Source organism: Micromonospora matsumotoense, from assembly GCF_900091525.1.
Taxonomy (GTDB): domain Bacteria; phylum Actinomycetota; class Actinomycetes; order Mycobacteriales; family Micromonosporaceae; genus Micromonospora; species Micromonospora matsumotoensis.
This window is the reverse complement of sequence record NZ_FMCU01000024.1, coordinates 55963-79604: the sequence shown is the minus strand read 5'-3', so window position 1 is coordinate 79604 and position 23642 is coordinate 55963. Positions and strand designations below refer to the sequence as shown.

Sequence of the window (23642 nt, the reverse complement as noted above, 5' to 3'; positions counted from 1 at the left end):
GCTGCCGCCCGGGCTGGCCGAGGTGACCGGCAAGGAGTTCGGCGCGAACCTGAGCCGGGAGCGCACCGACATGCTCGACACCGGCGTGCTGATCTGGTTGGTCGACAGCTACGACACCGACCGGGCGAAGGTGCAGGCCGACCCGCTCTACAGCAGGTTGAAGGTCAAGACCGAGGGTCGCGACATCTACCTGGAGAACGAGGAACTGGTCGGGGCCGCGACCTCGTTCATCACCCCGCTGAGCCTGCCGTTCCTGCTGGACAGGCTCGTTCCGCAACTCACCGCGGCGGTGGACGGCAACCCCGCCACGGCGGTGCAGCGCGCCGCCACCTGACGATCCGGCGGGGAACTGCTCCAGACCGGACAGTTCCCCGCCCGGCGGGCCGCGACGGCGTAAACGGGGCCAGCGACCGGCTTCGCCCGACGTCCGGTGCCGAGGTAGAGCCGCGATGGCGGGCACGGCACCATGACCGGCTCACCGCGCGGACCCGCCGTCGCCGGATCGGAGCAGCGCGCCGTCTATATCGCCTGGAACCCGATCCCGCCACCGCGCACCACGTGCGGTGGATTTCGACCAACGGCTCGCGGGTCGCAGCGCGGCAAGCATCGCCCGCGCGCTCCACGACACCGGCGTTCCCTGCCCATCCGGCACGTGACCCGCACCGCAGCGGCCAACGCTGGATGCTGACCACCGCCGCGGCGATCCTGGCCAACCCCCGCTACACCGGCCGGCAGTTCTGGAACCGGCAACGCACCGACCATCAACCGGACAGCGTTTTCGCGGTCCGGTCAAGCAGGTCTTGGGCACCAACGCCGACCGCCGAATCGGCGTCAGTCAGCAACCCCTGCAGCACAGCCTGGAAACGGGCGCGATCCTGCAACGTGGAACGAGTCAGCTCGAACAGGACAGCGCTCAGCGCACCACTGAGATGATCCGCCGTCTCCGGCTCCGCCACGTGCCAGGCCCGAGCGAACAGACGCCACGCGGCCGCGTCCCCGCGCCGCAGTAACGCCTCGGCGGCAGCGTCCGTGACAGCCGTATCACCAGGATCAAGCAGAAGGGCCTGCATCACCGCGTCCACCGGGTCATGCCCGACGAAAGCGCTCAGCTCCCCGCCAGCACGCGCCCGATCCGACCACACATCCGACCGCGCCAGCAGCAGCAAACGCTCGTACACGTCCACAGATGAATCATGCCCGGGCTCTTGACCGTTGCGGAGATCGGAGGTCTTTCTGATCGTCCCCAGCCGGGGACCCTCGGTCGCCCGGCCCGGTATGACTTCCTGCCCCTGTCGTACGCATGATCCGGGGGGTGTTGTCGCCGGGTCGGGTGGCGTCGGCGGACCGCCGATAGGGACACGGCCACCCGTGTTCGGGGTAGGTCTCTTCGTAACGTGGCTGCCGGCAGTCCGACGCTCAGACCAGCTGCCGAGGCCGCGGAACGATGCGTGCAGGCGGGTGTGGTGCACGACGGATACGGCGTCTACCTCGGCTTTGGCGGCGGCAAAGAAGGTCATCACGCGGTGGGGTTGGGCCCGGACGGTAAGCGGCTGCATGACGCGGCGTTGCCGAACACGGAGGCCCGGCTGCGGCAGTTGTTCGACAAGCTCGCCCGCCATGGTCGGGGCTTGGTGGTGGTCGACCAGCCGGCGTCGATCGGCGCCTTGCCGGTTGCGGTGGCTCGGGCGTGCGGTCATCAGGTGGCCTACCGGCCCGGGCTGGCCATGCGGCGCATCGCCGACCTGCACCCCGGTTCGGCGAAGACCGACGCCCCCGCGGAAGGCCGTCCGAAGGCGATGAACTGGCCGCACCGCTGGCATGTCTGCACGCCATCGCCGACATCCCGCCTTACCTGCCACAGAGCCGAGCACGGGCGGTCCGCAGTTTGTTCGACTGGCGGGTGCAGGCGGTTGTGGTGGTGACAGGTAACGTGGCGGCCGGACCCGCCGAACAGGCTAACCGCCTCTGTCGCTCGCTGCTGATGGTCAACGGACGCTCCGCGCAGACGGCCTGTGCCGATGAGCCCTGTTGGCCCTCCGGCGCGACCGGCATCACGGCCGGACGGCCCCGACGGCATCCACGACGAGAGTGCCGCTGCGCACCATGATCTCCACGGTGTGCGTGCCGGCGCCGAGGTTGCGCAGGGCGTACGTCTGATAGAACTCGGGAGAGGCGAGCGTGCTCGCTGCGGAGTTGACCACCGTACCGTCCACCGTGACCTGCAGGACGGCCGAGCCGTTGTTCGGCCCGATGATGTCCAGTCCGGTGCCGGCGAACGTGTAGGTCAGCGTCGAGCCGCTTCCCTGGCTGGTTGACAGGCTCCGCTGAACGTTGTACATACCCTTACCGTTCTCGTGCGCCCAGGACCCGCCGTACACCAGCTTCCTGGCGGCCGGGTTGGCCAGGTCGGACATCTCCAGGTTGTCCAGCACCTCGGAGTAGTACGGCGGGCTTCCGTCGACCGTCTCCACCCGGAGGTTGTCAAACCGGGTGAAGTAGTAGCCGCTGCCCAGCGTGATCCGGCCGGACAGCTTGGGATTCGGGTCGGTGTAGGTGGCCAGTGTGACGCCGTCGAGGTAGGCGGTCACCGTGCTTCCGACGCCCTTCAGCGCGATGTTGTGCCACGCGTTGTGAGCGGTGTTGAACCCACCGATCCGCACGCCGCCGGCGCCGCTGACCACGTTGCCGCTGGCGACCGCGCTGTTGTTGACCAGCAACTGCCAGCCCCCGTCGAAGGTGAACCTCACCGAGTACGGCGCACCGTTGTCACCGTGCTGCTCGCGGATGCCCAGCCGGGCGTGGTTGGCGCCGTTCTGTGTGCTGCTGTTCTCGAAGGAGACGTCGACACTGGCCTTGTAGTTGAGCCACCGGCTGTCACCGATCCTGGTGACCGCGTCCCCCCCGTTCCACGCACCGCCCAGGCCCTGGCTCGGGCTGTCCAACTGCTGGCGCAGCACGTAATTGGTCGATCCGTCCGGCTGGTACGCCTCGAAGGCGCCGTTGCGGTCGCTGGCGTAGCGCGGGATGACGCTCCTGGCGCCGCCGCGCGAGGTGATGAAGTCCTCCGTGCCCGTGATGGTGCCGCCACTGCCGATCACCGGGACCGTCTTGCCGGAGTAGTCGAAGCCGTCGGCGTAGAGGATGTTGTCGCTGGTGCTCTGCACGTCGCCGGAGATGTCGGTGTCCAGCACGGTGCGCTGGCCCTCCACCGGCAGGGGTTCCAGGTACTCGGGCTTGGTGTGGTTGGCCAGCGTCGTCACGGTGACGACCGAGTTCGGCCTGACCGTCACGGAGTACGCCCCGCCGCTATCGGCCGGGACGCTGCCGAGGTGCTTCAGGTAGTTGGCGTTGAACGCCTGGCCGGGGTCGGCCGCGCGGGTTTCCCACAGCTGTAGGGCGGGAGTACCGGAGTAGGCCATGTTCACCGGCTGGAGGCGGTACGACTGGGTGTACTCGCTGTCGTTCATGAAGACCGTGGAGAAGTTGCGCCTGTCGGGCGCGGCGAGCGTGAGATAGCTGGGCGTGCCGTTGCGTCCGACCACCGGGTTCGTCCCGGTCGCTCCGGTATAGCTGGATTCGGGGACGGCGCGCCAGATGCCGGCCGTGTTGCTGGAGTTCTCCCAGCCGGTCTTGGCGAACCAGCTGAAGTGCCGCAGCACGTCGATGGCGGCGTCGTAGTGCAGCCAGCCCGACCAGGGATCACGGGCGCTGACGATCTCCTTGTAGGAGTACTGCCCACCCTCGTAGAAGGACCCGATGGCCGGTTGGTAAATGAAGTTGGTCCGGCGCGAGTTGACGAATCCCTTGATGATGGTGTTTCCCATTTCCAGCGCACTGTTGGTGCCGCCGATGCCGGTCCCGACCACCGACGGGGACCGCATGTTGTTGTTGGGGCGGAAGGCGGAATTGCCGAAGGTCGCCTGTGCTTCGCTGTTCCAGATCTCCTTGTCGTAGTCCATCGCCAGGCGCTTGAAGTTGCCGGCGCTGTCGTCGTCGGGGCTGTAGTGGTAGCCGGCCGCCGCCACCACGTCGCGCAGGCCGGCGTCGCTGATCATGCTGCCGCCGAACGACCCGACACCGACCTCGTCGGAGATGACGACCTTGAGCTGGTTGTACCGGGATTGCTCCGTCGAGTTGGCGAAGTCGGCACTGTCGGTCCTGACCCGGTTGGCATAGGTCTTGGTCCAGTTCAGGTCCGCCCCGCGCTCGTTGAGACCCGGGTTGACGTAGTCGACCATGAACCCGTAGGTCCGGTACGCGCTCAGGATGGTCTTCTTGAACCAGGTGTAGACCTTGTCGTTGCTGTTCGCCCAGCCGGGGGAGTTCCAGCGCAGCAGGGACACCTTGACGTTCGGGTTGACCTTCTTCGCGTCGGCCGCGAGTTGGAAGCCCTGCGCCCGCTTGACGTTGGGGGTCTCGGACTCCCAGCGCATGGTCGAGGGGTCCGGTCCGGTGGAGTTGTTGCGGTCGTTGCCCATCTCGATCTTCACGTTGGTGAAGACCGGACTCTCCCCACCGAAGAGGACCCGCAGCAGCTGCGCGTACGCGGTCGGGCTCTGGGCCTTGTAATCCATCAGCAGCTCGCTGGTGCTGTTGGCGCTGAGCGCACCGAAGCCCTTGAACGTCAGGCCGTTGACGTTGCCGGCGCGGACGTTGTTGCCGTCCACCATGATCGTGCCCGATCCCGGAGTCGACACGTCAGTGACGATCCACTGCTGGTTGGTGCTGCCGCTGTTCGCGTACTGGACGAGGTTGGCGCCGTCGGACGTGCTGCCCCCGCCATCCAGGTACAGCCCGTTGACCCGGTTCCTGAACTTGGCGTAGCCGCCGGAGTCCTCCCGGGTCCACTGCTGGTTGGTGCTGCCGCTGTCACTCCACTGGCCGCAGATGGATCCGCCCGTCGTGCGGCCCATCCCGTCCAGGTACAGGCCGGTGGCCCGATTCTTGATCCGGACGTAGCTGCCGACGGCCTCGATCGTCCACTGCTGGTTGTCGTTGGACGACGAGGAGTACTGGCCGACTGCGGCGCCGTTGGTGGTCCGGCCCATGCCGTCGATGAACTTGCCGGTGGTCCGGTTGCCCAGTTTGACGTAGGCGGCGGCTACTTCCGTGGTTAGGCCCACTGGCGTGGATGCGACCGGCATGGCCAGCACGTACGTCAGGGCAAGCGCTGCGATCGACAGCATGCTCAGCGCGGTGGGCCTGACGCGGGCACGGCGCGGGCGGGCTGCTCCCGGAGTCTGCCGAGGCGGAGCGGATCGAGGGCTGGTCATGAGATCTCCAGTCAACCGGTCAAGGTGTGGCAGGCGACGCCTCGGGCTCGCTGGCCTGCGGTGTCCAGAGGTGGCAGGTCATCGTCTGATCGCATCGACTCATATGTATACCACCCGGATCTGGAGATGCCAGGGACCGGACCGAGACGTTCCGTCAGCCGTCGGCGGCGACGCAACGCGTCCTGCAGGGACGGGGTCTGCGCCGCCAGGACCCGTACGGCCTCGGCGACGTACCGGTACGCGGTAGACCTGGACACCCCGAATCCGGCCCCGAGGGTGGTCTTGTCCTCACCCTTGCGGAACCACACCAACACCAGAAGCGCCTGGCAGAAGCACGTCAACGCCCTGGACGCCTTGTTCACCTTGCGCCTGATCAGCCCGACCATACAACTGAAGATCATCGACATGCTTGCCGGTAATATTGCAATTCCGCCCTGATCGACAGCATTCGCGAACATCCAGCTTGCGCTTGTGCTACGCCATGAGTGTCTGGCCGGAGTTTATCCGCAAGTCGCTAACGGCCGGCACACTGCCGGGGTCGGCACCCTCACGTATCGCCCGGCTGGCCCGCCCACATATGGCCGAGGGCCTCAGAGCGGCCAACGTGAATCAGGATCAGACGTCCCCTTAGACACGCGACACTAGCGCTCCGGCTACCCCATGGAGGCAAACGCGCTGCTCGATGCCCTCCTTGAGGAGGAAGGCATGTCCCGTGCCGGGCTGGCCGTGCGGGTCAACCAGGCTGCCGAAGTCCGTGGACGGACCCGCGCTACAACCACTCCCCTGTCATCCGGTGGCTGAATGGTCGGCGACCGCGCGGCATAGCTGCCAACCTGGCCTGCCAGGCAGGCCAGGTTTTCTTTGACGCACGTCGGCCGCGCCGTCACAATACGATTGATGTTCGATGATGGCTTACTCTTCGAGGGAAGCGCGCATGCCGATCACCACCACACCAATGTCGCCGTACATCGGTCTGGAAGTTCATGGCCTCGACCTGGAACAGGATTTCGACGAGTCGACGCGGCGGACCCTGCTGGACGCCTGGATTCGCGGCGGCATCCTGCTGCTCCGCGGCTGCCGCTCCGCCGAAGCACACCTGCGGCTGAGCCGCTGCTTCGGCAAGCTTGAGTCTTCGGCGACGCCCACTCTCAATGTCGACAACAATCCCTATCTGATGGAGCTGAAATACGATCCCGAAAACCGCAAAGATTTCCCCGCCGCCATCATGCGTGTCAATGGTGTCGAGCGTGCCGGCTGGCTGGGCTGGCATTGGGACCAGTCCTTCACGCCGGTGATCGCGCGCGGCGCGGCGCTGCGAATGGTCGAGCCGGCGGCGATCGCGGGCGAAACCGGCTTCATCGACGGCATCGCCGCCTGGCAACGCCTGCCGGCGCAGTTGCGGGAGCGCATCGAGGACCTCGAAGTGGTCTACCATTTCTCACCTCAGATGGACAAGAACCCCTATGGCTTTCCGCCCGACCTGGTGAACCTGAAGACCGATTCTGAGAACATGGCTGATCTCCGCAAGTACAACTTCCCGCCGGTGGTGCACCCGCTGGTCATCGTCCACCCGGAGACCGGCCGCAAGGTGCTCAAGCTGTCGCCGATGCACGCCAAGCACGTGCTCGGCATGGACACGACGCAAAGCGATGCCCTGCTGCACCGGCTGGCGGACCACCTCGTGGACGAGCGCTACGCCTATTTCCACAAGTGGAGCAAGGACGACGTCATCGTCTGGGACAACTGGCGCGTGATCCACAGCGCCGCCGGCGTACCCTTGGACGTGCGCCGTCGCGCGCACCGCACCACCCTGCTCGGCGACTACGGCCACGGCCGCTACCTCGACCCCGCGCTGGGCCGCGAGCCACGCACGGCGACCATCGTCGACTGAGGCAGTGAGCGTACGCCCGGCTCCCAATACTCCAGCCGCACCTGCCTGATCTGGAGTTTCGCCAGGTCATCGGCGTAGTCGACGCGTGAGCGGCGCCGGCCGTACAGCTGCGCGTGTCGATGCTATTCATGCGGTGAGTGAGGTGGTCGCACTGTCTGACGGCCTCATCCCCCTCACCCTCGGCGAGGTCCGTCGTCTCCTGGCACACCTGATCACCACGATCCGATTCTTCGACCACATCCATCGATGGTCACGATGGCGACGCCGACACCAGTACCGCGCCAGAACAGCCCACTACCAGCGAAGACTCCGACTCCATCAGGCACGGCTGGAGCACTAGTCCTGGTGGAGGCCGGGCAGTACATCCTGCGGCTGGATCGGGTGTCGTCCGTGGACGACGTGCTGCTCAACGCCGCCGGCGTCGGGCTGGCCGCGCTGGCCTCGCGCCGCTGCGCGTCAGGAGGTAGCCGACACAGGCCGTCAGCGCCACGGTTGCCAACGCCGCGGACGGACCGATGAGTTCGCGGCCACCCTCGCGGGAGCCCAGCGCGGCTCCGAAGGAGCGGTCAGCCATCAACGACCAGCGAAACCGCCACGACAGGGCCGACCCGATCGAGAGCGCGGACCCGATGGACAGGACCGATCCGGCGGAGCCGACGCTGCCGACGGAGGCGATCGAGCCGACGCTGCCGATGGACAGCACCGAGCCGCGCGATCCGATGGACAGCAACGAGTCGGTGACAGCCGTGACGAGCGGGTGGAGGTCATGAACGGATCATGCGGCACTGCTGTTGCTCCCGTGGCCATCCGGATCTGGCCGGGAGCAGCCGCCGCGACCGCAGGTGGCGCCTGACCTCAATCTGACGGAGAGGGAGGGGGTGGGCACGGTCTGTGCGGATTTCGACCGGCACGGCACCGGGGGCAAGGAAATGAGCGGCGTCGATTGACGGATGGCTGCCCGGTCGGGAGACTGACTGATGCAGGTAAATGTCATGGGAGTGTTCACAGGGTGTTACAAATCCAAGACCGCAGGTTGGCGGGCTGAGATTCCGGGCCGGAAGGCCAGTCGAAGGCGCATTGCGTGAACGCTCCCCGTCCGACGTCCGCTGCTACTGCTCCGACCAGACCGGGACATCCCGACGGTGATCGGCATCCGCACTGCCGTGTCGCTGCCACGGCCGTGCCTCGGCGCGGTCCGAGGGTCGCCACCGTGCCAGCCCACAGGAGGTACCTGACCCGTGTCGACACCTTCGGCGGCACCGGCGGCACGTCGCGCCTCCCGACACTGACCCGCACGAGCCCCCAACTGGTCGTCCTCAAGCCCTGGAGATCGTCATGTTGTCACGCAGACAGCGCGTCGCGCTGCTCTCCGCCTGCACGGCGGTCACCGTCAGCGCCGGCGTCGCCGTCGTCACGGTGGCGTCCGCCGCCGCGATCCGTCAGGAGGTCGAGACCGCGCCTGCCACCTGCGACGGCGCGATCGAGTCCAACCACACCGGCTACTCGGGCAGCGGGTTCTGCAACGGCAGGAACGCCGTCGGTGCGGCGGCACAGTTCACCGTGAACGTGTCGGCCGCCGGCACGGCGACCATCGCCGTCCGGTATGCCAACGGTACGACCGACAACCGCCCGGCCGACGTGCTCGTCAACGGCTCGGTGGCGCAGGCCGCGAGCACGTTCGACCCCGCCGGGGCGTGGACGACCTGGGCCACGAAGACCCTCACCGCCTCGCTCACCGCCGGCAGCAACACGATCCGGTTGAGCCCCACCACCGCCGCGGGACTCGCCAACATCGACTACGTCGAGGTCGAGACGACCGGCACCCCGCCGCCGTCCGAGACGGGCCGGCAGCTGGAGGACCTGAACCGGGGCGTGATCAGCGTCCGCTCCGGGTCGGGCAACCTGGTGTCCTGGCGGTTGCTCGGCACCGAGGCGGCCAACACGGGCTTCAACGTCTACCGCGGCGCCACGAAGCTGACCGCGTCGCCGATCACCACCTCCACCAACTACCTCGACACCGGGGCGCCCGCCGACGCCTCGTACACGATCCGTGCGGTGGTCGACGGGGCGGAGCAGGCGGCCTCGGAGGCGTCGCTGCGCTTCGCCGGTGGCGACCACCTGGACGTGCCGATCTCCCGGCCGGGCAGCAACTACACCGCCGGTGACGCCAGCGTCGGCGACGCCGACGGCGACGGGCAGTACGAGGTCTTCCTCAAGTGGGACCCCAGCGACCTGAAGGACAACTCCCAGTCGGGCGTGACCAGCAACGTCTACCTCGACGCCTACCGGCTCGACGGCACCCGGTTGTGGCGCGTCGACCTGGGGCGCAACATCCGCGCCGGAGCCCACTACACGCAGTTCCAGGTGTACGACTACGACGGTGACGGCCGGGCGGAAGTCGCGGTCAAAACCGGTGACGGTAGCCGCTCCGGCACCGGGCAGGTCATCGGTGACGCGAACGCCCTGCACCGTAACGCCGGCGGGTACATCCTCACCGGTCCCGAGTACCTGACCATGTTCAGCGGGCTGAGCGGCGCGGTGCTGGCCACGGTGCCGTTCCAGCCGGCCCGCGGCAACGTCAGCGACTGGGGCGACGACTACGGCAACCGCGTCGACCGGTTCCTGGCCGGCACCGCCTACCTCGACGGGCGTCGACCCAGCCTGATCGTGGGCCGTGGCTACTACGCCAAGACCGCGATCGCCGCGTACGACTTCCGCAACGGACAGCTCACCCTGCGGTGGAAGTTCGATTCGAGTAGCGCGGGCAGCCAGTGGACCGGCAAGGGCACCCATTCGCTGTCCATCGCCGACGTCGACGGCAACGGCACCGACGAGATCATCTACGGCGGCATGACGATCAATGCCAACGGGACCGGCCGCTACACCACCAACTTCTACGCCCACGGCGACGCGCTGCACGTCAGCGACTTCGTGCCCAGCCGCCCCGGCAAGGAGATCTGGCAGATCCACGAGCAGAACTCCGGCGCGGCGGCGACGCTGCGCGACGCCAACACCGGCGCGATCATCATGCAGAAGAACAACAGCTGCGGTTGCGAGGGGCCGGGGCGTGGTGTGGCCGGTGACGTCTACGCCGGCAACCCCGGCGCCGAGTTCTGGGGGAGCGGCACCGGCCTGACCAACCTGTTCAACTCCGCCGGCGGCAGCGTCGGGCGTACCCCGGGCAGCTCCAACTTCCTCGCCTGGTGGGACGGCGACCCGGTGCGGGAACTGCTCGACGGCAACCACGTCGACAAGTACGGCACGGGCGGCGACACGCGCCTGCTCACCGCCACCGGCGCGCACTCGATCAACGGCACCAAGGCGACGCCCTCGCTCTCCGGTGACCTGTTCGGCGACTGGCGGGAAGAGGTCATCCTGCCCCGGGACGACAACGCCGCGCTGAGTATCTACGCCAGCCCGACGCAGACCGACCGGCGGCTCTACACCCTCCTGCACGACCCGCAGTACCGGGTGGCGATCGCCTGGCAGAACACCGCCTACAACCAACCGCCGCACCCGAGCTTCTTCCTGGGCGACGGCATGACCACCCCGCCCCGCCCCGACATCTACCTCCGGTAGCTGCCACTTCCGGAGTACGGCGTCCGACCTCGTCGTGCCGGGCCTGCGGGAACACCACCGACCTTCGATCAGCCAAGGAGCTCAGTCATGAGACCCCTGCCCCTCCTCGCCGTCGGCACGCTCGTTGCCGGCATGGTCACGGTGTTGACCGGCAGCCCCGCGACGGCGGCCGTGAACCGGTACGAAGCCGAGACGGCGCCGGCGGTGTGCACCGGCACAATCGACGCGAACCACGCCGGCTTCTCCGGGACCGGGTTCTGCAACGGCGACAACGTCGTCGGCGCCTCGGTCCAGTTCGCCGTGACCATGCCGGCGGCGGGACGGGCGACCCTGGGCGTACGCTTCGCCAACGGCACCACCACCGGCCGCCCGGCGGACGTCCTCGTCAACGGCACCCGGGTCTCGACCGCCGCCTTCGGCGGCACCGGTGCCTGGACCACCTGGTCGGCCAGCACGCTCACCGTGTCGCTGGGCGCCGGAAGCAACACCATCCGGCTCAGCCCGACCACGGCGGCCGGCCTGCCCAACGTCGACAATCTCGATGTCGACACCTCCGGCAGCTCCTCGGCCGGCACGGGGCGGCCGGACGACTCGAACATCCAGTACTACGGCCGGTGGAGCAGGTCCGACCCGGCGTTCCCCGCGATGGGCTGGGCCGGCGGCTACCTCGAGACCCGCTTCACCGGCAGCGTCATCGGGGTGCGCCAGCGCAACGCCATCGACCTGTACTACTCCGTCGACCAGGCCGCACCGCAGTGGCGGCGCAACGTGTCCGGCAACGTCACCCTCGCCTCCGGGCTGACCGGCGGCTCGCACAGCATCCGGATCGGCTACCGCGAGCGGGCCGGCTCGTACACCGGCGACCCGGTGTTCGGTGGGCTCATCCTCGCCAGCGGCGCGCAGACCGCGCCGCTGGCCAGGCCGGCGAACCTCGTGGAGTTCATCGGTGACTCCATCACGGTGGGCCAGCCCAACGCCAACCGTCCCTTCACCACCTACCCGTGGCTCGCGGCCGAGGGCCTCGGTGCCAGTCACACCCAGGTCGCCCAGGGTGGCGCCTGCCTGGTCAACCAGGACTGTTACGGCATGGTCGACTGGTTCCGCCGCTCCTCGGCGTGGGTGAGCACCGACGACTGGAACTTCGGGACGTACCAGGCGACCGCCGTGGTCATCAACCTCGGCACCAACGACGTCGGCCACGGCGTCAGCACCGTGCAGTTCCAGCAGAACTACGTCGTCATGCTCGAACGCGTGCGCGTGGCCTACCCCAACGCCGAGATCTTCGCGATGGGCGTCTTCCGCAACCGGTACGTGCCCGAGACCCGCAGCGCCGTCGCCGCCCGCACCGCGGCCGGCGACGCGAAGGTCCACTTCGTCGACACCACGGGCTGGATCGACCCGGCCACCGACACCACGGACAACGTCCACCCGACGGACGCCGGCCACGTCAAGATCACGCAACGGCTCCGGCCGATTCTCGACCAGTACATCTGAGCGACCCGAGGAGCGACATGAATCGACGAGCGGTCATCGGCGTCGTGACGATGACGACAGTCCTCATCGGGCTGGGCGCCACCATCGCCACGGCGGCGTCCAGCAGGTACGAGGCCGAGACGGCGCCGGTGGTGTGCACCGGCACGATCGACGCGAACCACGCCGGGTACTCCGGGACCGGGTTCTGCAACGGCGACAACGCCGTCGGCGCGGCGGTCCGGCTCACCGTGACCACGTCGGCGGCCGGGACGGCGACGCTGGACGTACGGTTCGCCAACGGCTCCACCACCGCGCGACCCGCCGCCGTCCTGGTGAACGGCACATCGACGCAGACGGTGCCCTTCGCGCCCACCGGGGCGTGGACGACGTGGGTCACCACGACGGTGACCGTGCCGGTGAACCCGGGCACCACCACCATCGGGTTCAGCCCGACCACGGCCGGCGGGCTGCCCAACCTCGACTACTTCGACCTGACGGGCGGCGGCCCGTCGCCGAGCCCGTCGCCGTGCGCGCCGCCGTCGTCCAGCTCTCCTCCCCCGCAGGGGCAGGTCACCGTCTGGTTGGCCGGCGACTCCACGGTGGCCGACCCCTCCGGCGGCACCGTGTGCCCGGCCGGCTGGGGCAGCCAGTTCGCCCAGTACTTCACCAGCGACGTCACCGTACGCAACAGTGCCGTGGGCGGGCGGAGCATCCAGACGTGGCTCTACGACCCCAACGTGACGAGCACGAAGAACCCGGCCGGGGAGTGCGTCGTCAGCCCGGAGACGTACTCCTCGCGCTGGCAGGCCATGCTCGACCCGACGACCGGCATGAAGCGCGGCGACTACCTGCTCATCCAGTTCGGGATCAACGACGGGACCAGTGCCTGCCCCCGCCACGTCGGTTCGGCGCGGTACCAGCAGCTGCTCGGGATGATGGCCGCCGCCGCCAAGGCACGCGGCGCCCACCCCGTCTTCCTGACCCCGCCGGCCGCGATCACCTGCTCCGGGAACACGGCGGTCGGCAACCGCGGCTTCGTCACCGAGACGAACTCGGCCGGCAGCGCGAACGCCGTCCCCGTCATCGACCTGCACCGGCTCAGCTACACGCTCTACAACAGCCTGCGTTTCTGTCCCTTCAACGGCGACTACGGCTCGGGCCCGGTGGGCGCCTTCTTCTGCGCCGACCACACCCACTTCGAGCCGTCCGGCGCCCGGCAGATCGCCGGGGTCGTCACCCGGGCACTCCGTGACCAGCAGATCCCTTTGGCCACCTACCTGAGATAAGACGGGGACGCCGGTGACCGACCGGCGATCCGACCATCGCGGCCCACCCGGGGCGTCGACGGGGTACCGGCCACCGGCGTCCCGGGCTGGCCGGTCGCACCGTCGTCGCCCTCGGGCGGACCCGGCCGCTCCGCTCCGGTTCGGTCGGCTCCGGGTGTGGTGGATCTCGCCCAGCAGCCGGTCGACCTGCCCACCGGCGTGCCGGCGGTGGGGGGTGTTCACCCGGCCAGGTGAGGGCAGGCGTCCCTTACCGGCCGTCGAGTTGCTCGCGTAGCAGGGTGGCGATGCGGGCGAGTGCGGCGCCGAGATGGCGTTGCTGTGCAGCGCTGAGTGGCTCGAACACCAGTTGCCTGACCTGCTCGACGTGCGCCGGGGCACTGTCCTCGACCTTGCGCAGGCCGGCGTCGGTCAGGGTCGCGAGGGTGTACCGGCCGTTGCCCGGGTCAGGGCACCGAGTGACCCACCCCTGCTGCTCGAAACGGACCATCAGCTTGGACAGCCGTGGTTGCGTGCTGTCGGACTGTGCGGCCAGGTCGCTGAGCCGCATCGTGTGCGTCTCGGTCATGGACAGCCGGGCCATCACGCTGTACTCGAAGTTCGAGATGCCCTCGTCTCGCTGCAGCTGACGGTCGAGCAACATGGGCAGCGCGATGACCACGGTGCGTAGGTCGTGCCACAGCTTCTGCTGCTCGTCGTCGAGCCATGGGGTGGAGCCGGTCATGTGCGCAGCTTACTTGACTGGGCAACCGCGTATCGAGATGCCTGTCTACTCACGAGCAGGTATTGGCGCTGCTGGGCTCCGTGACACCGCGCATGTTGACTTGCCCAGGCAAGTGAGGAACACTCGTCCTGAGTTGCCCAGGCAAGTGCGGAAGCGATCCGGCGTTTCGCCCCGAACAGATCGACACCGATGACCATGACGAATGACCCGACGTCCCTCACCCGGCCGAACTGGCCCGCTGAGGCCTACGACAAGCATGTGGAACAGGTGTTGCCGCGGACGAGGACGCAGCCGGTATGGGCTCCGTCCGACGGACCCTTGCCCAGCCTTTCGTCAGCCACGGGGCCCCATTCACCCTCGACGACCCGCAGTGGATCGCCGAACTCTTCCAGTGGGCCCAGTCGATCCCGAAACCCCGAGCCGTCGTGGTCGTCTCGGCGCACTGGGAACAAGAGCCGGTGGCGATCTCCGGGACTGCGGCCGGCACGCCGCTCTCTTACGACTTCAGCGGTTTCCACCCCCGCGACAAGACCCTGCCCTACGCCACCCCGGGCGCCACCACCCTGGCCCAGCGACTGGTGAAGGCGCTTCCCCGCAGGATGGCGGTGCACGAGTTCACCGACCGTGGCCTCGACCATGGCGCCTTCATTCCGCTGATGATGGCGATGTATCCGGCGACCGACGTCCCGGTCGTCCAACTGTCGATGCCCAGTCTCGACCCCGGCGCGCTGCTCGACCTGGGCTCACGCCTACGGTCCCTGCGCGAGGAAGGCATCCTGCTGCTCGGCTCCGGATTCATGACGCACAGCTTCGCCGCCATCCGGAGCCCAGCCCTCGTCGCGCACACCGCGGCGTTCGACACATGGGCCGCCGATGCCCTCGCCCGAGGCGATGTCGACGCCCTCACCGACTTCCGTAGCCAGGCGCCCGGAGCCGACGTCGCGCACCCGACCTCTGACCACTACGTCCCCCTGCTGTTCACCGTGGGTGCCGCCACGGAACCCAGCAGCGCGGTCAGCACCATCAACCGGATGGTCCTGGGCAACTCGACCCGGTCGGTGCAGATGAGTTGACCGGCTCGCGCGCCGCTCAACCCACGGACCAGTGGAGGTGGCGACCACCGGTCCGAAGCTTCCCGTTCGCCGCAGATCCGACACCACGAAACGATGAGGAGAACGCCATGAAGGCGATTCGCTACCACGAGTTCGGCAGCACCGACGTCCTGCGTCACGAGGAGGTGGAGCGTCCGGTCCCCGGCGCCGGCCAGGTGCTGGTGAAAGTCGCGGCCACCTCGTTCAACCCCGTCGACGACCACATCCGGCTGGGCGTCCTGGCCGAGATGATCCCCACCGCGCTGCCGATCACCCCCGGCCTCGACGTCGCCGGCATCGTCGCCGAGCTCGGCGACGGAGTCAACGGACTGCAGATCGGCGACCCGATCATCGCCATGTTCCCGCTGGACGAGCACGGCGGGGCCGCCGAGTACGCGATCATCGCAGCCGACCTGGTCACCGCCGCACCCCGCAGCATCACACTCACCGACGCTGCATCACTACCCCTGACCGGGCTGGCCGCTCGCCAGGCGGCAGTCGAGCTCGCCGGGATCAGAGCCGGCCAGACCGTTCTCGTCCACGGGGCAGGCGGTGCGGTGGGAAGCCTCGTGGTCCAGCTCGCCCTCGACGCCGGCGCTAAGGTGACCGCCGTCGACGGCGGTCAGCACGCCGATCGCCTGAGCGGCTACGGTGCGGAGAAGGTCGTCGACCGGCTGGACCTCGACGCCGGCCCGGCCGCTGTCGGTGGCCCCTTCGACGTGGTGGTGAACCACGTACGCCTGGCCCCCGAGGACCTCGCGAAGCTGACCCCCTACGTGGCCGACGGCGGCATCGTCGTCAGCTCCGCCGGGCCCGTGCCGGCCGACGAGGCACGCTCGGTACGCACCGCGGGGGTGTGGGTAGGCCCCGACGCCTCCCACCTGGCCGACCTCGTCTCCCGCGTCGACAACGGCCTGCTCAAGCTGCATATCGCCGACCGCCGACCGCTGGAGGAACTGCCGGCCGTCCACCGAGACGCGAGCAACGGCAAGCTACTCGGCAAAACGGTCATCGTCGTGGCCTGACGCCACCGGGTCGGCGTCCACCGTCGAAGCCTCACCTGGTGGACGCCGACGTACGCAAGGCGTAGCGGAGTAGCTCGGCCGGAGCGGCAACGCGCCCGGCTCCAGCCGGTGGGCCGGGCCGGTCGAGGGCAAAGATCGCATGCGCGCTCATGGGCAGATCCGGACACCGCTGTCAATCCCCTGGAAGCGTGGAGGGCGTCGTTATGCGGCCTGGGCCTCCAGGTCGCGGGTCTCTGGTCGTTCGTAGTCGATCGGGGATCGCCAGTCGCAGACGGAGTGCCGACGGCGCCGGTTGTAGAGGTCGGTGATCCAGGCGCCGATCTTCAGGCGGCCCTCTGTGCGGGTGTGGAAGTGGCGGCGGTGGACGTACTCGACCTTGATGGTGGAGAAGGTGGCCTCGGCGACGGCGTTGTCGAAGCACGACCCGAGCCGGCCCATCGACTGGCGCACCTCCACCGGGCGCAGACCCGGGCGAAGTCGGCCGAGCCGTACTCGCCGCCTCTGCCGCTGTGGAAGATCACCCCGTCGACGTTGCCGCCCCGGGTGACGGCGGCCATGTTCAGCGCGGCGACGACCAGCCCGGCGTCGTGGTGTGCGCCCATCGCGTAGCCGAGGATGCGACGGGAGTACAGGTCGATGACGGTGGCCAGATAGAGCTTGCCCTCATCGGTACGGATCTCGGTCATGTCACCGCACCAGGCGACATCCGGCACCGACGCCGTGAACGCCCGCTTGACCAGGTCCGGCGCGGCCGGACGTGTGCCCTGCCGGGTCAGGCTCCGGCGGCGACACCTGACCCGGGCGGCCATACCGGAATCGCCCATGAGCTGCGCGATCGTGTTGTCCGACACCTGCCAACCCTGCTCGCGCAGCTCGCTACCGATGCGAGGGCTGCCGTAGGTTCCACCCGAGTCCTCGAACACCTTCCTGATCGCGGCCGCCAGTCGGATACGCCGGTCATCGCGGCGCGTCGGCGGCCGGTCACGCCACTTGCAGAACCATGACTCAGACACCCCCAGGGCCCGGCAGGCCACCGCGTGCGGCACGGAATGCTCGGTCCTCTGGGAAGCTATGAAGGCGGCCATGCTCACCGGCCCGTCGCTTCTTTGACCCACAGGACCACGGATCGCTTGAGGACATCACGCTCCATCGCCAGCTCGGCGTTCTCCCGTCGTGCAGGTACAGGCTTACCCCAGTCGGTGTCGGCGGTACCGCAGGGAGGGAACGCCCTCCTCGATCCCGTTCTCGTCCATCGCGTTGTAGATCGTCAGCCAGCCGCTCGCGAATCGCAGGCCCAGCGCCACGGCACCGTCCGCCAGGTCACCCCCGGCCCACTCCAGAAGCTCCACCGCCTCAAGTCTCTGCCCGTGCCGAGCAGCCAACAGCGCGGGAGCATCGCTGCGCCAGCGGAGCAGGAAGCCGTCTGAGGTCGGCCACACCGGCATCCGTGTCACGTCGATCGACCCGTACGTGATCGACAGATCATCAAACTTCTGATGATTGACCTCAAGACGCTCGTCGTCGAAGTCGAACACCACCGGGCAGTCGGCGAACCAGGTGTCGTCATCGTCATCCCACACCACCCAGCTGGATGTCAGCCGACGGCCGACGAGGCCCCGCAGTCGTTGAGCGTGACGACCGGCGACGTCAGCAGCTCCGTTCAGCCAGGATGGCTGGTAGCCAGCAATGCCGATGTTGAAGGTCATCACGGGACGGTAATCCTGAGCCAGCCTGACTCATATTCGGGGGGACGGCGATCGTCGGTTCAGCGGGTGGCGATGAGGCGTTGCAGGGCGGCGTGGGCGGGGGTCCCCGCGTGGAAGTGGTCGGCGGTGTCGTCGGGGAGGAGGAGCCACCCGGCGGCGAGGTCGTAGGCCGGGTCGCCCGTGCAGAGGTCACCGAAGTCGATCACTGCGCAGCGGGTGCCGTCTGCGGTGAGGACGTTGGCTGGGTGCAGATCGGCGTGGAGCCACAGCGCCGGACCCGTTCATGCAGGTGCCGCGACCGCCTCCTCCCAGACGGTGCGGACGGGGTCCGGGTCGTGGATCAACCTGCGCTCGGTGACGGCGGCGAGCCCTGTGGCGAACTGGTCGGCGTGCTCGGCCAGAGGCCCACCACGGCTGACGCTGACGGGCGCGCCGACGGGGGCGGGTTGGTGAAGAGCCGTCAGGAAGGTAGCCAAGGACTCGGCCGCGTCGCCGGCTCGCGTGACGGGGGCCTGGTCAGCGGGTGTGCCCGCAACCCAGGTGGTGATGAGCCAGGGCCGGGGGAAACCGCGCGGAGGGCTCACCGAACCGCTGCGGGAAAGGGACCGGCAGCGGAAGACGCGGAGCGAGCATCGGCACCCAGGCGTACTCCTTGCGCAGCAACCCGTCCGCGGTCCCGGTCGCCCAGGGAAGCCGGACGGCGAGATCGTCACCGAGCCGCCACAGTTGGTTGTCCCATCCCCGCGCGCCGAACCGAACCGGGTGATCGGCGAGGTCGGGGTGCTGATCGCGCACCAGATCCCGCACCAACTCCGCAGTCATCTCGATCCCGACAGGGGTCATGCCGATCGACGGTAGTCCGGCAACGCCGCACGTCCCCCTGGTAACTGACCGCCGTCAACTGCTGCCCATACCCGGCCCGGATCACGCTTCGCGCCGCCGGACTCACTGTCGGGGTCACCACCGCGTGGCGCTACGTGCAGGAAGCGGTCGACTCTTGTGGGCTCACCGGCACCGCCGGGCTCGGCGTGCAGCGCCGGATCACGACGCAGCAGCCCCGCGCCTTAAGATCCGGACAAAGCTCCACTGCTGCCCACGCCGCGCCACCGCGATCGGTCAAGCCATCCTCGTCCCGCAACACATCGAAGCCCACCGCTACGCAGGGCGGAAAGTGATCGATGCTCCCACATCCATCGTCCGGTCCTGCCCTCGGCGACGGCACCGCCGTTTCCCGCCGCATTCCCGGTAGCCGAAAAAATGGCTTGTGCCACACCTTGAGTACGGTGGCGAACGCTCTCTAGAATTGCTGGCGTGGCTAATCAGATCGGGGTCGACCCGGAGCTTCTGGCCTATGTCCGGGAATTCTCGCTCAGAGAGGACGACGTCCTTCGGGCGCTACGCACGCACACCGGCGAGCTTCCCGGCGGGCAGTCCCTGCAGGTGATGGCCGAGGAGGGACAGCTCCTTGCGCTGCTGGTGTCCCTCCTCGGGGCCACGAGGGTGCTGGAGGTGGGCACCTTCACCGGCTACAGCACCCTGTGCATGGCGCGGGCGCTGCCACCGCACGGCCGGCTGGTGACCTGTGACATCAGCGCGCGGTGGCCGGAGATCGGTGCCGAGTACTGGCACCGCGCGGGGGTCGCCGACCGCATCGAGGTACGCATCGGTGCGGCCGTCGAGACCCTTGACAAAATGCTCGACGAAGGCACCCACAGCAGTTTCGATCTCGTTTTCATCGACGCCGACAAAGCGAACTATCCGCAGTACTACGAATTCGCGGTGCAACTCGTACGCCCGGGTGGACTGGTGGTGGTGGACAACACGCTGTTCTTCGGCCGGGTGGTCGACCCGACCGCCGGTGATCCGGACACCGCCGGGGTGCGGCGGGTCAACGCCATGATCCGCGACGACCAACGGGTGGATGTGTGTCTGCTTCCAATGGCCGACGGCATCACGTTGGCCCGGCGGCGGGCCGGCTGATCTCCACACCGCGGTCCGGCCGGTGGAGGCCGGGTACGGGCGGCGGTCAACCCGCGCCGACGGTCGCCGGGCCGGCCAGGTCGGGGGCGGTCAGGTCGGGGGCGGTCAGGTCGGGGGCGGTCAGGTGGAACGTCGACGGTGCCGGTTGCCGGCGTGCCGCCAGGTGCAGTCGCTGGACGGCCCGGTCGCCGTCGACGGCGATGCGGTCCCGGCATGCGCAGGGCTCCTCGTCGAAGCCGGCGAACCGGTAGGCGATCTCCATCATCCGGTTCCGGTCGTTGGGCCGGAAGTCGGCGATCAGGTGCACGCGAGCTCGGGCGGCCTGGTCCACCAGCCAGGTCAGCAGGACGGTGCCGGTGCCGAAGGACACCACCCGGCACGAGGTGGCGATCAGCCGCAGGTGCCACACCCCGGGGTGTTTCTCCAGGACCAGCACACCGACCGCGCCGTGCGGCCCGAACCGGTCGGTCAACGTCGTGACCAGGACCTCGTACCGGGGGTCGGCCAGCAGGGCCCGCAACGCCTGATCCGGGTAGTGCACTCCGGTCGCGTTCATCTGGCTGGTCCGCAGGGTCAACTCCTCGACCCGCGACAGGTCCGCGGCGTCGGCCCGCCGGATGCGCATCACCAGTTCCAGCGAACGCAGGAAGTCCTCCGCCGGGCCGGTGAACCGGGCCTGCTCGTCTGCCCGCCGCTGACCGGCCTGGTACATCTGCCGGCGTCGCCGGGCATCCACGGTCACCGACGTCGGACTGAACTCGGGCCGGTCCAACAGGGCTGTGGCCACCCCGGCGTCGTAGCAGCGTACCTGCGGGAGGTGGAAGGCGACCTCGGCCCGTTCGGCCGGTTGGTCGTCGATGAAGGCGACGGTGCCGAGCGCGAAGCCCAGCCGGTCGGCGATCCGCTGGACCGCGTCGGACTTGCGTCCCCACCCGATCTGCGGCGCCACGAAGTACTCGGCGACGCCGAGCGCGCACAGCCGGGCCCAGGCCGGCTCGTGGTCGTTGCGGCTGCAGACCGACTGGAGGATGCCCCGGGCGTCCAGCCCGGTGATCACCGCCCGGATCGGGTCGGGGAGCACGACCTGTTCGTCCTCCAGCAGGACACCCTGCCAGAGGGTGTCGTCCAGATCCCAGACCAGGCACTTCACGGTCACGGGTGGGACCGTCGGGACCTCGTCGGTCACGTCGACTCCTTCGTGGACTGCCGTTCGTCGGCAGCAGGGGACGAGTGGGCGGGCGATCGGCGCGGCGGTGGGGTCACCGGCGGTTCACCGCGTGGTCGGCCAGCATCAGCTGACACATCTCGGTGCTGCCTTCGATGATCTCCATGAGCTTGGCGTCGCGGTACGCCCGGGCGACGGGGTGCCCGTCGACCGCACCGGCCGACGCCAGGATCTGGACCGCGTCGGCGGCGGCCCGGGTGGCGTGCCCGGCGCTGACGTACTTGGCCAGGACGGTGGCGGTGACCACTTCGGGTGAGCCGGTGTCCCAGCAGCGGCTGGCGTGCTCACAGACCCGGGTGGCCACCTGCTCGGCGGCCCACAGGTCGGCCAGGTGCCGGGCGACGAGCTGGTGTTGGGCCAGCGGGCGGCCGAACTGGTGGCGGGAACCGGCGTGTGCGACGGCCGCCGTCAGACAGGCCCGCAGTATCCCCACGCAACCCCAGGCGACCGACATCCGGCCGTAGCTCAACGCCGTGGTCACCAGCAGGGACAATGACTGCCCGCCGGCACCGAGCAGGCTGCTGGTGGGCAGCCGTACCGCGTCGAACCACACGTCGGCGTGTCCGGCCGCCCGGCATCCCAGGGGATCCGCCCGCCGGTGCACCCGTACCCCCGGGGTGGCCCGGGGCACCACCACCACGGCTCCCTGGTCGCCGAGTCGGGCGAAGACCAGGAGCAGGTCGGCGTGGTCGGCGGCGGTCACCCACACCTTGTGGCCGTCGAGGCGCAGGGTGTCGCCCGTCATGGTGACGGTGGTGGTCATCGCCGACAGATCACTGCCCGCCTGCGGTTCGCTGAAGGCCACCGCGGCCGTGTCCGTGGCGGCCAGGCGGGGCAGCAGCGACCTGGCCTGGGCCCGGTCGGCCAACCGTTCGATGGTCCAGGCCGCCATTGCCTGGGAGGTCATGACGCTGCGCAGGGAGCTGCACAGGCTGCCCACCTGGGCGGTGAACTCGCCGCTGTCCAGGCTGCTCCATCCCGCTCCGCCGTACCCGGTCGGGATCTGGGGGGCGAGCAGGCCTGCGGTGTTGAGTGCGCGCACCACGTCCACGGGTAGCCGGCCCGCCCGGTCCCAGTCGCCCGCCCGGTCGCCGACCAGGCGGGCGGCGAGCGTGGCGGCCTGGGCGGGCGTGACGGTGGGCGCGGTGGCGGCGACGGTCTCAGGCACCGTGGTCGCCGGGTTCGCTGTTGCGGAGCCGGTCGACCAGGGCCACCATCCGGCGCACCGTGCGGAAGTTGTCCAACCGCAGGTCGGTGCCGCGCACGGAGACCCCGTACGTCTGCTCCAGGTGCACCACCAACTCCATCGCGAACAGGGACGACAGCCCACCGGTGGCGAAGAGGTCCGTGTCCGGCGGCCAGGTCCGCCCGGTACGCGCCGTCAGGAAGCGCACCAGTTCCGGCGCGGCGGTGTCGACCCGGTCACCGGTGTCCGACACCTCCTGGTCGGATGGCACAGTCATCACAGGTCTCCCTCGTAGTGGTAGAAACCCCGACCGCTCTTGCGGCCGAGGTGGCCGGCCCGGACCTTGGTCAGCAGCAGCTCACAGGGGCGGCAGCTCTCGTCGCCGGTGCGTTCGTGCAGCACCCACAGGGAGTCGACCAGGTTGTCCAGGCCGATCAGGTCGGCGGTGCGCAGCGGACCGGTCGGATGTCCCAGACATCCCTGCAGGAGTTTGTCGACGGACTCGACGCTTGCCGTACCGGCGGCCACCACCCGGACCGCGCTGTTGATCATCGGGTGCAGGATCCGGCTGGTGACGAAGCCCGGGGCGTCCTCGACCACCACCGATTCCCGGCCCAGGGTGGTGAGTAGCCCGCGTACCGCGTCCAGGGTGCGCGGACCGGTACGTGGGCCGCGGATCACCTCGACGGTCCGGATCAGGTAGGGCGGGTTCATGAAGTGGCTGCCGATCAGGTCTTCCGGTCGTGCCACCGACCGGGCCAGTTCGCCGATGGGGATCGAGGAGGTGTTGGACACCACCGGGGTGCCTGGTGCCACCAGGGCGGAGACGTCCGCCAGCACCTTCGCCTTGGCGTCGGGGTCCTCGGTGACCGCCTCGACCACCGCGGTGAGGGTGCCGGTCCGCCCTGTCGAGACGTCCGCGAGGGACACTCCGACGTCGAGCAGGCCGGGTCGGGTGCCCTCCGGTAGGGCACCCATCAGCCGGGCCGTCCGGACCTGCCGGTCGACCCGGTCGGTGGCCTCGGCCAGGCGACGGCGGTCCACATCGATCATGGACACGGCGATCCCGTGCCCGATCGCCAGTGCGGCGATGCCCGTCCCCATCACTCCCGCGCCCAGCACCGCCAGTCGTTGCGCGGCACCCGGCGTGGTGTTCTGCCCCGTCAAGAGGGTCTCCCTTCGTTGCCGAGACGGCACCGACACGGT

General features: G+C 69.0%; 18 protein-coding genes and 4 pseudogenes. 9 read left to right on the top strand and 13 right to left on the bottom strand.

All coding sequences use genetic code 11. The features are described 5' to 3' along the window. Positions 1–334 (top strand): annotated as a pseudogene (locus GA0070216_RS30005) (iron-siderophore ABC transporter substrate-binding protein); the annotation flags it as partial. A 427-nt stretch (positions 335–761) separates the two neighbouring features. On the opposite strand, the gene GA0070216_RS29995 reads toward GA0070216_RS30005, so the two are convergent. Further along, entirely contained in the window at positions 762–1184 is a 423-nt protein-coding gene (locus GA0070216_RS29995) for a hypothetical protein (RefSeq protein WP_245722831.1), read from the bottom strand. 279 nt (positions 1185–1463) lie between these two features. Here GA0070216_RS29995 and GA0070216_RS29990 point away from each other — a divergent pair. After that, positions 1464–1772, top strand: a pseudogene (locus GA0070216_RS29990) (IS110 family transposase); the annotation flags it as partial. A 279-nt stretch (positions 1773–2051) separates the two neighbouring features. On the opposite strand, the gene GA0070216_RS29985 reads toward GA0070216_RS29990, so the two are convergent. Together GA0070216_RS29985 and GA0070216_RS36730 are read right to left on the bottom strand one after the other, a co-directional pair. After that, complete coding sequence (locus GA0070216_RS29985; protein WP_245722830.1) at positions 2052–5186, bottom strand: RICIN domain-containing protein; 3135 nt, start codon at positions 5184–5186, stop codon at positions 2052–2054. A 98-nt stretch (positions 5187–5284) separates the two neighbouring features. Next, complete coding sequence (locus GA0070216_RS36730) at positions 5285–5659, bottom strand: helix-turn-helix domain-containing protein (protein WP_425413209.1); 375 nt, start codon at positions 5657–5659, stop codon at positions 5285–5287. Between the two features lie 548 nt (positions 5660–6207). Between GA0070216_RS36730 and GA0070216_RS29975 the strand changes: the two genes are divergently transcribed. After that, the gene (locus GA0070216_RS29975) at positions 6208–7164 is read left to right on the top strand and encodes a TauD/TfdA dioxygenase family protein (RefSeq protein WP_091253122.1); all 957 of its coding nucleotides are present in this window, start codon (positions 6208–6210) and stop codon (positions 7162–7164) included. A 406-nt stretch (positions 7165–7570) separates the two neighbouring features. On the opposite strand, the pseudogene GA0070216_RS29960 reads toward GA0070216_RS29975, so the two are convergent. Further along, a pseudogene (locus GA0070216_RS29960) lies at positions 7571–7932 on the bottom strand (hypothetical protein). 567 nt (positions 7933–8499) lie between these two features. Here GA0070216_RS29960 and GA0070216_RS29955 point away from each other — a divergent pair. From GA0070216_RS29955 to GA0070216_RS35890, 3 genes are all read left to right on the top strand, one after another. Beyond that, entirely contained in the window at positions 8500–10743 is a 2244-nt protein-coding gene (locus GA0070216_RS29955) for a rhamnogalacturonan lyase family protein (protein WP_091253120.1), read from the top strand. 87 nt (positions 10744–10830) lie between these two features. Then, positions 10831–12237 (top strand): GDSL-type esterase/lipase family protein, encoded by a 1407-nt coding sequence (locus GA0070216_RS29950; RefSeq protein WP_091253118.1) that lies wholly within the window; start codon positions 10831–10833, stop codon positions 12235–12237. Between the two features lie 17 nt (positions 12238–12254). Further along, positions 12255–13502, top strand: coding sequence for a carbohydrate-binding protein (locus GA0070216_RS35890; RefSeq protein ID WP_245722828.1), 1248 nt, complete (start codon positions 12255–12257; stop codon positions 13500–13502). Between the two features lie 247 nt (positions 13503–13749). Here the strand turns inward: GA0070216_RS35890 and GA0070216_RS29940 are convergent, their stop codons facing one another. Then, on the bottom strand, positions 13750–14223 hold the full coding sequence (locus GA0070216_RS29940; RefSeq protein ID WP_091253116.1) for a MarR family winged helix-turn-helix transcriptional regulator: 474 nt from the start codon (positions 14221–14223) through the stop codon (positions 13750–13752). Between the two features lie 296 nt (positions 14224–14519). On the opposite strand from GA0070216_RS29940, the gene GA0070216_RS29935 reads away from it, so the two are divergent. Together GA0070216_RS29935 and GA0070216_RS29930 are read left to right on the top strand one after the other, a co-directional pair. After that, the gene (locus GA0070216_RS29935; RefSeq protein ID WP_218108329.1) at positions 14520–15296 is read left to right on the top strand and encodes a DODA-type extradiol aromatic ring-opening family dioxygenase; all 777 of its coding nucleotides are present in this window, start codon (positions 14520–14522) and stop codon (positions 15294–15296) included. A gap of 107 nt (positions 15297–15403) precedes the next feature. Continuing rightward, positions 15404–16339 (top strand): NADP-dependent oxidoreductase, encoded by a 936-nt coding sequence (locus GA0070216_RS29930; protein WP_091253114.1) that lies wholly within the window; start codon positions 15404–15406, stop codon positions 16337–16339. Positions 16340–16540: 201 nt separating this feature from the next. Here GA0070216_RS29930 and GA0070216_RS36725 read toward each other — a convergent pair whose 3' ends face one another. From GA0070216_RS36725 to GA0070216_RS29915, 4 genes and pseudogenes are all read right to left on the bottom strand, one after another. After that, the gene (locus GA0070216_RS36725; RefSeq protein ID WP_218108328.1) at positions 16541–16777 is read right to left on the bottom strand and encodes an integrase core domain-containing protein; all 237 of its coding nucleotides are present in this window, start codon (positions 16775–16777) and stop codon (positions 16541–16543) included. Next, a complete protein-coding gene (locus tag GA0070216_RS29925; protein WP_245722832.1) occupies positions 16663–17424 on the bottom strand; it encodes an IS3 family transposase in 762 nt (253 codons plus the stop codon). Before GA0070216_RS29925 ends, GA0070216_RS36725 begins: the two co-directional genes overlap by 115 nt. Before the next feature lie 102 nt (positions 17425–17526). Further along, a complete protein-coding gene (locus tag GA0070216_RS29920) occupies positions 17527–18045 on the bottom strand; it encodes a hypothetical protein (protein WP_091253137.1) in 519 nt (172 codons plus the stop codon). Between the two features lie 77 nt (positions 18046–18122). Beyond that, positions 18123–18888: pseudogene (locus GA0070216_RS29915) on the bottom strand (aminoglycoside phosphotransferase family protein); the annotation flags it as partial. A 468-nt stretch (positions 18889–19356) separates the two neighbouring features. Here GA0070216_RS29915 and GA0070216_RS29905 point away from each other — a divergent pair. Then, a complete protein-coding gene (locus tag GA0070216_RS29905) occupies positions 19357–20025 on the top strand; it encodes an O-methyltransferase (RefSeq protein WP_091253109.1) in 669 nt (222 codons plus the stop codon). Between the two features lie 46 nt (positions 20026–20071). Here GA0070216_RS29905 and GA0070216_RS29900 read toward each other — a convergent pair whose 3' ends face one another. From GA0070216_RS29900 to GA0070216_RS29885, 4 genes are all read right to left on the bottom strand, one after another. After that, positions 20072–21211, bottom strand: coding sequence for an HAD-IIIC family phosphatase (locus tag GA0070216_RS29900; RefSeq protein WP_091253107.1), 1140 nt, complete (start codon positions 21209–21211; stop codon positions 20072–20074). Between the two features lie 73 nt (positions 21212–21284). Further along, the gene (locus GA0070216_RS29895) at positions 21285–22418 is read right to left on the bottom strand and encodes an acyl-CoA dehydrogenase family protein (RefSeq protein ID WP_091253105.1); all 1134 of its coding nucleotides are present in this window, start codon (positions 22416–22418) and stop codon (positions 21285–21287) included. Beyond that, positions 22411–22713 (bottom strand): acyl carrier protein, encoded by a 303-nt coding sequence (locus tag GA0070216_RS29890; protein WP_091253103.1) that lies wholly within the window; start codon positions 22711–22713, stop codon positions 22411–22413. Before GA0070216_RS29890 ends, GA0070216_RS29895 begins: the two co-directional genes overlap by 8 nt. Beyond that, the gene (locus GA0070216_RS29885) at positions 22713–23603 is read right to left on the bottom strand and encodes a 3-hydroxyacyl-CoA dehydrogenase family protein (protein WP_245722827.1); all 891 of its coding nucleotides are present in this window, start codon (positions 23601–23603) and stop codon (positions 22713–22715) included. Before GA0070216_RS29885 ends, GA0070216_RS29890 begins: the two co-directional genes overlap by 1 nt. Between the last annotated feature and the right edge of the window lie 39 nt (positions 23604–23642).